At 72.7% G+C, this 12,087-nt stretch carries 3 protein-coding genes; all 3 read left to right on the top strand.

Features of this window, described 5'->3' with window-relative positions; all coding sequences use genetic code 11:
* On the top strand, positions 1-1,984 hold a 1,984-nt coding region (locus tag AC1RQF_RS09460), incomplete at its 5' end, for a non-ribosomal peptide synthetase (RefSeq protein WP_492871875.1).
* Positions 1,971-10,409: an amino acid adenylation domain-containing protein gene (locus tag AC1RQF_RS09465; protein WP_492871876.1), complete on the top strand. Its 8,439-nt coding sequence runs from the start codon at positions 1,971-1,973 to the stop codon at positions 10,407-10,409. The genes AC1RQF_RS09460 and AC1RQF_RS09465, both read left to right, overlap by 14 nt.
* Before the next feature lie 66 nt (positions 10,410-10,475).
* Entirely contained in the window at positions 10,476-12,083 is a 1,608-nt protein-coding gene (locus tag AC1RQF_RS09470) for an MBL fold metallo-hydrolase (protein WP_492871877.1), read from the top strand.
* Positions 12,084-12,087: the final 4 nt, after the last annotated feature.

A 12,087-nucleotide genomic window follows, 5' to 3' on the forward strand; every position in this document is an offset into this window, starting at 1 on the left:
GTTCGCCGCCGACCTGTTCGACCGCGCCACGATCGACACCTTGGCCCGCCGCCTGCAGCAGTTGCTGCGCGCCATCGTCGCCCGGCCCGATCAACCGCTCGGCGAGATCGACCTGCTCGACGCGCAGGAACGCCGGCAATTGCTGATCGACTGGAACGACACCGCGCAGCCCGTTCCGGACGCCACGCTGCCGCATCTCTTCGAGCAACAGGTCGCCCGCACCCCCGACGCCGTCGCGATCGTCTGCGGCGACGCCTCGATGACCTACGCGCAGCTCAACGCGGCCGCCAACCGGCTCGCCCACCAGCTGATCGACGCCGGCCTCGGCCCCGAACAACGCGTCGCCGTCGCGCTGCCGCGCTCGCTCGACCTCGTCGTCGCGCTGCTTGCCGTGCTCAAATCCGGCGCGGCCTACCTGCCGCTCGATCCCGACTACCCGCCCGAGCGCCTCGCCTACATGCTCGACGACGCCGGCCCGGCGCTGCTGCTCACCCACAGCACTGCTGCGCCCCAGCGCCCGCTCTCGCTCGCGCAATGGCTGATGGATCAGCTGCCGGCCTCCGGCAACGACGCCTCCAACCCGCGCGACGACGAGCGCACGAGCCCGCTGCTCGCGGAGAACCCGGCCTACGTGATCTACACCTCCGGCTCCACCGGGCGCCCGAAAGGCATCGTCGTCCGCCACCACGGCCTCGGCAACTTCCTGCACGCCATGCAGCGGCAGCCGGGCCTGGCCGAGCCCGGCCTCTGGCTCGCCTGCACGCCGGTCTCGTTCGACATCTCGGCGCTGGAGCTGTACCTGCCCCTCGTGCAGGGCGCCCGCGTCCAACTCGTCCCGCGCGACACGAGCGTCGACGGCCCGGCCCTGCGCACGCTGGTCGAAACGGCCCGGCCGCAGGTCATGCAGGCCACCCCGGCCACCTGGCAAATGCTGCGCGAGGCCGGCTGGCAGCCGTCGCCCGGGCTGCGCATCCTGTGCGGCGGCGAGGCGCTGTCGCCCGATCTGGCCGCGTTCCTGCGACACGACGCGACGCCGCCCCTGAACCTCTACGGCCCGACGGAAACCACCATCTGGTCGCTGTGCGCCGATGTCGACGACGCCTCCGCGCCCATCGGCAAGCCGATCGGCAACACCCGCGCCTACGTGCTCGACGCGGCGCTGCAACCCGTGCCCGTCGGCGTCGCCGGCGAGCTGTACCTCGCCGGCGACGGGCTCGCCCGCGGCTACCTCGATCGCCCCGGCGTCACCGCCGAACGCTTCATCGCCAATCCGTTCACGCGCGGCGAGCGCATGTATCGCACGGGCGACCTCGCGCGCTGGCGGCGCGACGGACAACTCGACTATCTCGGCCGCACCGACCACCAGGTCAAGCTGCGCGGCTTCCGCGTCGAGCTGGGCGAGATCGAGGCCATGCTCGCGCGGCAGCCCGGCGTCGCCCGCGGCGCGGTCGTCGTGCGCGAGGATGCGCCGGGCCAGCGCCGGCTGATCGGCTACGCGTTCCCGCACGACGGCGCCGCGCTCGACGAGGCCGCCTTGCGCCGCGCGCTCGCGGTGCCGCTGCCCGACTACATGGTGCCCGCCGCGATCGTCGTGCTCGACGCCTGGCCGCTGACGCCGAACGGCAAGCTCGATCGCCGCGCGCTGCCCGCGCCGGATTTCACGGCGCGCGCGTTCCGCGCGCCGGACACGCCGCACGAACGGACGCTCGCCGCGCTCTACGCCGAGGTGCTCGACCTGCCGCGCGTCGGCCTCGACGATTCGTTCTTCGATCTCGGCGGCCACTCGCTGCTGGCCGTGCGGCTGATCGCCCGCATCCGGGCGACGCTCGACCTCGAACTGCCGATCCGCACGCTGTTCGAAAACCCGACCATCGCCGCGCTCGCGCCCCGCCTCGCGAAGCACGGCGCCACGCACCGGCCGGCGCTGCGCGCCCGCCGCGCCCGCCCGACCCCCGGACACGGAGTTCGTCATGAGCACGACTGAGTTCGACACGCTGCCGCTCTCGCACGCCCAGCAGCGTCTATGGTTCATCGACCGCTACGAAGGCCCGAGCCCGACCTACAACATGCCGCTCGTGCTGCGGCTGCGCGGCGCGCTCGACGCGGCGGCGCTCCACGCCGCGCTGCACGACGTGATCGCGCGCCACGAAAGCCTGCGCACGCTGATCGCGGCGGCCGACGACGGCGAGCCGATCCAGCACGTGCTCGACCCGGACGACGCGCGCGCGCGCTTCATCCATACCGATTCGACCGTCGCCGACGACGTCGAGCGGGAGGCGCGGCTGCACGAGGCGGCCGGGTACTGCTTCGCGCTGGCCGACGACCTGCCGTTCCGCACGGCGCTGTTGCGCCGCGCCCCCGACGACGCGACGCTGCTGCTGCTGATGCACCACATCGCGAGCGACGGCTATTCGCTGTCGATCCTCGCGCGCGACCTGGTCGCGGCCTACACCGCGCGCCGCGACGGCCGGGCGCCGGACTGGCAGCCGCTCGAGATCCAATATGGCGACTACGCGCTGTGGCAGCGCGAGCTGCTCGGCGACGAACGCGATCCGGAGAGCACGGGCGCGCGCCAGCTGGCCTACTGGCGCGACGCGCTGGCCGGCCTGCCGGACTACCTGGAACTGCCGTTCGACCGGCCCCGTCCGGCCATCGCCCGCTATCGGGGCGGCTACCACGCGTTCCAGATCGACGCCGCCACCCACGCGCGCCTGCTCGCGCTCGCGCGCGAACGCGGCGCGACGTTGTCGATGGCGCTGCAGGCCGCGCTCGCGGCGCTGCTGACGCGGCTCGGCGCCGGCGCCGACATCCCGCTCGGCTGCGCGAACGCCGGCCGCACCGACGACGCGCTGCACGACTTGATCGGCTTCTTCGTGAACGTCTGGGTACTGCGGGTCGACACGGCCGGCCGCCCGGATTTCCTGACGCTGCTGGAGCAGGTGCGGGAGCGTGCGCTCGCGGCCTATGCGAACCAGGACCTGCCGTTCGAGCGGCTGGTGGACGCGCTCAATCCGACGCGCTCGCGCGCCTACCATCCGCTGTTCCAGGTCAACCTGACCTTGCAGAACGCCGGCCGGCCGAGCTTCGCGCTGCCCGGACTGCACGTCGAGCAACGCGAGATCCTGACCGGCACCGCGAAGTTCGACCTGTTCTTCGCGCTGACCGAGACCGCGCGCGAGGACGGTGCGCCGGACGGCCTGCACGGCGTGATCGAATACGCGGCCGACCTGTTCGACGCGACGACCCTCGCGCGCATCGCGGCCGGCTTCACGCGCCTGCTCGACGGCGTCGCGCGCGCGCCGGAACGGCCGGTCGCCGACATCGCGCTGCTCGACGCCGCGGAACGACGCCGCCTGCTGGTCGACTGGAACGCGACCGCGCGCCCCGGCGCGCCGCGCACCCTGATCGACCTGTTCGCGGACCAGGTCGCGCGCGCGCCGCACGCATGCGCCGCGCGCGTCGGCGACGCCGCCCTCACCTACGCCGAACTCGATGCGCGCGCGAACCGGCTCGCCCATCATCTGCAAGGCTACGGCGTCGGCCCCGACACGCTGGTGGGCCTGTGCGTGGAGCGCTCGTTCGACCTGCTCGTCGGCCTCCTGGGCATCCTCAAGGCGGGCGCCGCGTACCTGCCGCTCGATCCGGACAATCCGCCGGAGCGCCTCGCCTACATGCTCGACGAAACCGCCACCTCGGTGGTGGTCACGCAGCAGGCGCTCGCGAAACGCCTGCCCGCGCGCACGCGGGCCGCCGTCGCGCTCGACGCCGACATCGCGCTGCGCTGCCAGCCGGCTCACGCGCCCGAGGTCGCCGTCGACCCGGACCACCTGGCCTACGTGATGTACACGTCCGGCTCCACCGGCAAGCCCAAGGGCATCGCGATCAGCCACCGCAACGTCGCGGAGCTGGCGCTCGACCGCCGCTGGCGCACGGGCGACCAGCAGCGCGTGCTGCTGCATTCGCCGCAGGTGTTCGACGCCTCCACCTACGAGATCTGGGTGCCGCTGCTGCACGGCGGCGAGATCGTGATCGCGCCGCCGGGCCGGGCGGACATCCACGTACTGTCCGACGTGATCGAACGCCGCGCGGTCACGGCGCTGTTCCTGACGACCGCGCTGTTCCGCCTCCTGGCCGACGAGCGGCCCGCCTGCTTCGCGCGCGTGCGCACCGTCTGGACGGGCGGCGAGGCCGCCTCGCCCGCCGCCTTCCAGCGCGTGCTCGACCAGTGCCCCGAGACGGAGGTGGTGCACGTCTACGGCCCGACCGAGACCACGACCTTCGCCGCCTGCTATCCGATGCGCGCGCCGTTCGACGTCGATGCGCGGGTGCCGATCGGCGCGCCGATGGACAACACGCGCGTCTACGTGCTGGACGCCGCGCTGCAGCCGGTGCCGGCCTGCGTGCCGGGCGAGCTGTACATCGGCGGGCCCGGGCTCGCGCGCGGCTACCTGGGGCGGCCCGCGCTGACGGCCGAGCGCTTCGTCGCGCATCCGCACGGCGCGCCGGGCGAGCGCCTCTATCGGACGGGCGACCTCGTGCGCTGGCGCAGCGACGGCCAGCTGGACTTCCTCGGCCGCACCGATCATCAGGTCAAGATTCGCGGCCTGCGCATCGAACTGGGCGAGATCGAGGCGCGGCTCACGCGCCATCCCCAGGTCGGCCAGGCCGCCGTGATCGCGCGCGAGGACCAGCCGGGCCGCAAGCAGCTGGTCGCCTACGTGGTGCGCGACGACCTCGGCGACGCGCCCGACGCGCGCCGCGACGGCGCGCAGCTGAGCGGCTGGCAATCGCTGTACGACACGCTCTACGCGGCCCCGTCGGCGCGCGACGACGAGGAGGATTTCCGCGGCTGGAACAGCAGCTACGACAGCCAGCCGATTCCCGTCGAGCAGATGCGCGAGTGGCTTGCCGCGACGGTCCGGCGGATCGATGCGCTGCGCGCGTCGCGCGTGCTCGAGATCGGCGTCGGCTCGGGCCTGCTGATGTGGAAGCTCGCGCCGCGCTGCGAGGCGTACTGGGGCACCGACTTCTCCGCGCCGACCATCGCCCGGCTCGGCGACACGCTCGCGGGCCACGCGCTGCACTCGCGCGTCACGCTGCGGCACCAGCCGGCCCACGATTTCACGGGGCTGCCGGCGGGCTATTTCGACACGATCGTCCTCAATTCGATCGTCCAGTATTTCCCGAACGCGGCCTACCTGACCGACGTCATCGAACAGGCGATGCGCCTCCTCGCGCCGGGCGGCCGGATCTTCCTCGGCGATCTGCGCAATCTGCAGCTGCTGCCCTGCTTCGCGTCCGCCGTCGCGCTTTGCAGGTCGGGACGCGACGCCGATCCGGCCCGCGTGCGGCAACTCATCGCCCAGTTGCTGCTGAACGAGCGCGAGCTGCTGCTCGACCCGCGCTTCTTCCTGCAGCTGCGCGAGCGTTTCGAGGAGCCGGTCGGCATCGACATCCAGTTCAAGCGGGGCGCGCATCACAACGAGCTGTCGCGCTACCGGTACGAGGTCGTGCTGCACAAGCGGCCGGCGCAGCCGTTGTCGCTCGCGGACGCCCCGACGCTCGCCTGGGGCCCCGGACTGGCCGACGCCGACGCGCTCGACGGCCGCCTGCGCGCGGACCGTCCGCGCCTGCTGCGGGTGAGCGGCATCCCGAACCGCCGCGTGCTGGGCGAACTCGACGCGATGCGCGCGCTGCGCGACGGCGCGCTCGCCGATCCGCATCCCGGGACGGACGCCGACGCCGCAGCCCAGATCGGGCTCGATCCGGAAACCGCCTGCCGGCTCGGCGAGGCGCTCGGCTATGTCGCGATCCCCACCTGGTCGACCCAGACGGACGGCAGCGATTTCGACCTGCTGCTGATCGCGCCGACCGCGCTGGACGGCGCGATCCCCATCGGCCACTACCGGGCGACGGGCCCCGCCCACGCGCGCCTGTCGACGTTCAGCAACCACCCGGACGTCAACGGCGATGCGCGCGCGTTCATCCAGGAACTGAAGCGCCATCTGGCCGAGACGCTGCCGGACCACATGCTGCCCGCGTCGATCGTGCTGCTGGAGCGCCTGCCGCTCACGCCCAACGGCAAGCTGGACCGCAAGGCGCTGCCCGCGCCGAACTTCGGCGCGTCGACGGATCGCGCGCCGCGCACCGAGGCGGAAAGCGCGCTCGCCGACCTGTTCTGCGACGTGCTCGGCCTCGAGCAGGTCGGCGTGCACGACAGCTTTTTCGATCTGGGCGGCGATTCGATCCTCGCCATCCAGCTCAAGTCGCGCGCGCAGGCGCGCGGCTTCGTCTTCGACGTCTCGCACCTGTTCGACCACCAGAGCGTCGCGGCGCTCGCCCGGATCGCCGCCGGCGCGACGGGCGCGGCCGCGGACCGCGTCGAGCGCTTCGCGCTGATCTCGGACGAGGACCGGCGCAAGTTGCCGGACGACATCGAGGACGCCTATCCGCTGAGCCAGCTGCAGGCGGGCATGATCTTCCACAGCGACTACGAGGCGGGCTCGACGCTGTACCACGAGGTGTTTCCGGCGCGGATTCCGCTGCGCTTCTCGCGGCCGGCGCTCGAACACTCGCTGGGCGCGCTGTGCCGCCGCCACGAGATGCTGCGCACGCGCTTCGATCTCGACGCCTACAGCGCGCCGCTGCAACTCGTGCAGCAAAGCGCCGTCATTCCGCTCGCGGTGCAGGACCTGCGCGGCATGCCGCCCGACGCCCAGGCCGCCCGGCTCGACGACTGGCTGCGCGCAGCGGCCGGCCGCGCGATCGACAAGACCGCCGCGCCGCTCCTCGCGGCGCAGGTGCACTGGCTGTCCGACGCGCAGTTCTGTCTCACGCTCGACTTCCATCACGCGATCCTCGATGGCTGGAGCCACGCGAACCTCGTCACCGAACTGTTGCAGCGCTACCAGGCCGAACTGGACGGCGAGCGGCTCGACAGCGCGCCGCTCGCGGCCCACTACCGCGACTACATCGCGCTCGAACGCGCGGCGCTCGCGTCCGCGCCGAGCCGCGCGTTCTGGCTCGATCATCTGCGCGATTTCCAGGGCCGCGAGCCGCAGGGCCGCGCGGACGGCAGCCGACCCTCGGCCTCGGCCTCGCCCTCGGCCGCGCCCGCCGGCTCCGTGGAAACGCAGGTGCCCATCACGATCGCGCGCGGCACGGCCGACGGACTGAACCGGCTCGCCCGCCACGCGAAGACCACGCTCAAGTCGGTGCTGCTGACGGCCCACCTGGCCGCGCTGAGCGTGCTGACGGGCGGCGTCGACGTCGCGACGGCGCTGGTGACGAACGGCCGGCCGGAGGCCGCCGACGGCGACCGGCAGATCGGGCTGTTCCTGAACTCCGTGCCGCTGCGGCTGCGCGTCGACGCGCCGAGCTGGGCCGCGCTGCTCGAACGCGTCGTCGACGCCGAGCGCGCGCTGTTTCCGCACCGGCACTACCCGCTCCCGAGCATCCTGCGCGACGCGGACGACCCGGCGTGCCTGAAGGTGCTGTTCAACTACACGCACTTCCATGCGTACGAGGCGCTCGGGGAGCTGGCCGCCCACGCGCGCGACAACCTCGGCGCGGCGGGCGACACGAGCTTCAGCCTCGGCGTCGATTTCCAGCCCGACGGCGCCGATCTGCACGGCCAGATCACCGGCCATCAGGCGGCCTACTCGCGCGCGACGCTCGAACGCTACGCGCGCTGCTACGGCGAGGTCCTGCGCGTGCTCGCGCAGGACGCCGATGCGCCCGTGCGGCTCCCCGACCTGCTCACGGCCGACGAACAGCACACGGTGCTGCGCGACTGGAACGCCACCGCGCACGCGGTGCCGGACACGCTGCTGCACGCGTCGTTCGCGCGGCAGGCGGCGCGCACGCCCGAGGCGGTCGCGCTCGTGCATCGCGAGCGCCGGCTCGACTACGCCGAACTCGACGCGCGCGCCAACCGCCTCGCGTACGTGCTGCTCGCGCAGGGCGTGGAACCGGAGCAACGGGTCGCGCTCGCGCTGCCGCGCTCGGACGACATGATCGTGGCCGAACTGGCCGTCCTGAAGGCGGGCGCGGCGTTCCTGCCGCTCGACGTCGACTATCCGGCGCGCCGCCTCGCGGACCTCGTCGACGACGCGCGTCCCGTGCTGCTCGTCACGCTCGCCGAACTGGGCGGCCGCCTGCCGGCCGGCGTCCCGCAGCTCGCGCTCGACGCCCCCGCCACCGCGGCGCAATGGCGCGCGGCCCCGCCCGACGCGCCGCTGTCCGCCGTGCGCGTGCGCCCGGAACAGCTCGCCTACGTGATCTACACGTCGGGTTCGACCGGCAAGCCGAAGGGCGTGATGATCCCGCATGCGGCGATCGGCCACCTGTTCCACCACAATCGCGACGCGTTCTTCGAGGCGGAGCGGATCGCGGCGGGCGCGACGCGGCTGCGCTTCGCGCTGACCGCGCCGTTCGCGTTCGACACGTCGATCGAAAGCCTGCTGTGGCTCGCCGCGGGCCACGAGGTCCACGTCGTCGACGACGCGCTGCGCCGCGACGGCGAGGCGCTCGCCCGCTACGTGCAGGACGAGCGGATCCACTGCGTCGACCTGACGCCCAGCTACTTCGAGCAGTTGCTCGACAACGGCCTGCTGCATCCGGACAGCCCCTATCCGACCAACGTCATGCTCGGCGGCGAGGCGATCGGCGCCGCGCAGTGGCGCGCGCTGCAGCGCTTCGAACGCATTCGCGGCTACAACTTCTACGGCCCGACCGAGACCACGATCGACGCCTGCTTCGCCGCGATCGCGGGCGACGGCCCGCCGTCGATCGGCCGGCCGCTCTGGAACACGCACGCCTACGTGCTCGACGCGCGGCTGCGGCCGGTCCTGCCCGGCGTCGTCGGCGAACTGTATCTCGCCGGCCCCGGGCTCGCGCGCGGCTATCTCGCGCACGCGGGCCTGAGCGCCGCGCGCTTCGTCGCCAACCCGTTCGAGCCCGGCGCGCGCATGTACCGCACGGGCGACCTCGTCCGCTGGCGCGACGACGGCCGGCTCGACTACGTCGGCCGCACCGACGCCCAGGTCAAGATCCGCGGCTTCCGCATCGAGCTCGACGACGTCGAGACCGTGCTCGCCGCGCTGCCCGGCGTCGCGCAGGCGCGCGTGAACGTGCACGAGACGGAGGGCGGCCATCGCTCGCTCGTCGGCTACGTGGTCGGCGCGCGCGCCGAGGCCGCGCTCGACGCCGCCGCGCTGCGCCGCGCGGCGGCCGAGCGGCTGCCCGACTACATGGTGCCGGCCGCGTTCGTCGTGCTCGACGCCATCCCGCTCACGCCCAACGGCAAGCTGGACCGGCGCGCGCTGCCCGCGCCCGGGCGCGCGGCGGTGGGCCGCGCGCCGGGCACGCCGCGCGAGACCGTGCTCGCCGGCTTGTTCGCCGAAGTGCTGGGCCTGGACCACCTCGGCGTCGACGACAATTTCTTCGATCTCGGCGGCGATTCGCTGCGCGCCGTCCGGCTGGCCGGCCGGATCCGCGCGACGCTCAACACCGGCGTACCGATCCGCGCGCTGTACGAAGCGCCGACGGCGGCGGGCCTCGCCCGCCGGCTCGACCACGCCGCCGACGCGGGCCCGCTGCCGCCGCTCCTGCCGCTGCGCGTCACCGGCGCGCGCGCGCCGCTGTTCTGCCTGCCGCCCGCGAGCAGCCTGTCGTGGTGCTATGCGGGCCTCGTGCGCCACCTCGACGCGCACTGCCCGGTCTACGGGCTTCAGATGCCCGTCGAGCCCTCGCCGGACAGCGCGCCGCCGACGCTCGACGCGGTGGTCGAGCACCACCTCGCCGCGCTGCGCCGCGTGCAACCGGACGGCCCCTATCGGCTGCTCGGCTGGTCGATCGGCGGCCTGATCGCGCACGCGCTCGCCACGCGCCTGCAGGCGCTCGGCGCGACGGTCTCATTGCTCGCGCTGATCGACGCGTATCCGCACGCGGGGGCCGCGGCCGATCCGTCGTCCGCGCCGGCGCGCGAACAGGCGGCGCTCGCGCACGTGCTGGCCGGCTTCGGCATCGACGCGCCCGTCTGGCCCGCGTCCGCGAATCGCGAGCAGATGCTGGCGGCGCTGGTCGAGCGCGGCGCGTTGTCGGTCAACGACACGCGCACCGTCGCGGCGATGCTGGCCGCGTTCGCGCACAGCGACGCGCTCGCCGACGCTTTCGCCCCGACGCCGTTCGACGGCGACCTGGTGTTCTTCCGCGCCGGCCAGCTGGCCGAGGGGCTGCCGGTGTTGTCGGCGCGCGCATGGGCGCCCTACGTGACGGGCGCGTTCGAGGTGCACGACCTGCCGACACATCACTTCGATATGCTGGCCGAACCGTTCCGCGCGTCGATCGCGCGAGTCCTGAACCCGCGCCTGCGCGCCCATGCCGAGCCGGGCGCGCGCCTGCCCTGAAACCACGCGGCGGCCGCCCGGCGTGCGCGGCCGCCGCGCCACTTTATCCACGACCTCCGAGGATCCATGAACGCAACTGATCTGGCCGCGCCCGTTTTTCTCGACAGCGACACCAAAATCGAGCCGCTCGTGTTTCGCTGGTACGCCTGGGGCCACCTTGTCTCGCCGGTGCAGCAGGCGCTCAATCTCGCGTTCCGGCAGCTGCCGGCGCTCAAGTCCTTCATCGCGAACCCCGGCGTGCACGAGGCGGCCTCGCGCAATCCCAAGATGCTGGGCGGCGCGTTCCTCGAACTGACCCAGCGCGACGTCGCGAGCGTGCGCGCGCTGCTGCAGGACATCCTGGAACGCGGCGCGAACCTGCTCGGCTTCGCGCAGGACCTGCTCGATCTCGATCGCCGGCTGCAGAAGCACGAAAGCGGCTTCAGCCTCGACCACCTGTACGCCGACCTGCCCGCCTCGCTGGCCGGGCTCGTCGAAGCCGGCTACGACCTGAACAACCATCCGTCGCTGCGCATCGTCGAGGATCTCGTCTACCTCGACGGGCCGGCCCACGCCGACGCGCAGGAAATCGCCTTCAGCCGCACGCGCGACGAGGCGCGCAACTTCTTCATCAACACGCCGCGCCTCGACACCGAACAGCGCTTCGTGATCCCCGCGCCGTTCGCCGATACGCGCTTCGACCTGCTGTCGGAAAGCCGGATCGCGCCGGTGCCGTTCGAGACGATCGCCGAGGCGCTCGGCGTCGCGGACCCCGAGGCCCGCACGCGCCTGCGCAGCTACTTCAGCGCGACGCCGCCGCGCCGCGACGCCCCCGAATACACGGAGGACGCGGTGCGGGTGCGATACTTCGGCCACGCGTGCGTGCTGGTGCAGAGCGCGGACGTCAGCGTGCTGATCGATCCGTTCGTGACCTGGGACCACGACGACGCGAACGCGCGCCTGACCTTCCACGACCTGCCCGACCATATCGACTACGTGTTCCTCACGCACAACCACCAGGACCACTTCAGCGTGGAGGCGCTGCTGCAGCTGCGCAACCGGATCGGCGCCGTCCTCGTGCCGCGCAACAACGTCAACAATCTCGCCGACCCGTCGATGAAGCTCGCGCTGCGCGCGATCGGCCATCACCGGGTGCGGGTGATGGACCCGCTCGAACGGATCGAACTGCCGGGCGGCTGGCTCACGAGCCTGCCGTTCTACGGCGAGCACGCCGACCTCAGCATCGCGAGCAAGCACGGCATGTGCCTCGACCTGAAAGGACGCCGGATGCTGTTCCTCGCCGACTCCGACTGCAAGGACCGGATCCTGTATCGCCGGATCGCGCGCCATGTCGGTCAGATCGACCGGCTGTTCATCGGCATGGAATGCGACGGCGCGCCGCTGACCTGGCTGTACGGCCCGTACCTCAGCACGCCGATCAACCGCAAGGACGACGACTCGCGCCGCCTGTCCGGCTCCGACTGCGAACACGCGTGGTCGATCGTCGAGGAGTTCGGCTGCCGGCACGCGTATGTCTACGCGATGGGGCAGGAGCCGTGGCTGCGCTTCGTCGCGGGCCTGGAGTACACGCCCGAGAGCAAACAGATCGTCGAGTCCGACCGCTTCGTGGCACGATGCCGGGACGCGGGGCTCGAAGCCGAGCGCCTGCATGGCTGCCAGACTTTCGTTTTCTGACCGG

It is taken from the genome of Burkholderia sp. GW821-FHT14F03, from assembly GCF_058803765.1.

Excerpts from the sequence above, each read along its gene's own strand:
- AC1RQF_RS09465 (WP_492871876.1), top strand. The coding sequence starts at position 1,971 with ATGAGCACGACTGAGTTCGACACGCTGCCGCTCTCGCACGCCCAGCAG.
- AC1RQF_RS09470 (WP_492871877.1), top strand. The coding sequence starts at position 10,476 with ATGAACGCAACTGATCTGGCCGCGCCCGTTTTTCTCGACAGCGACACC.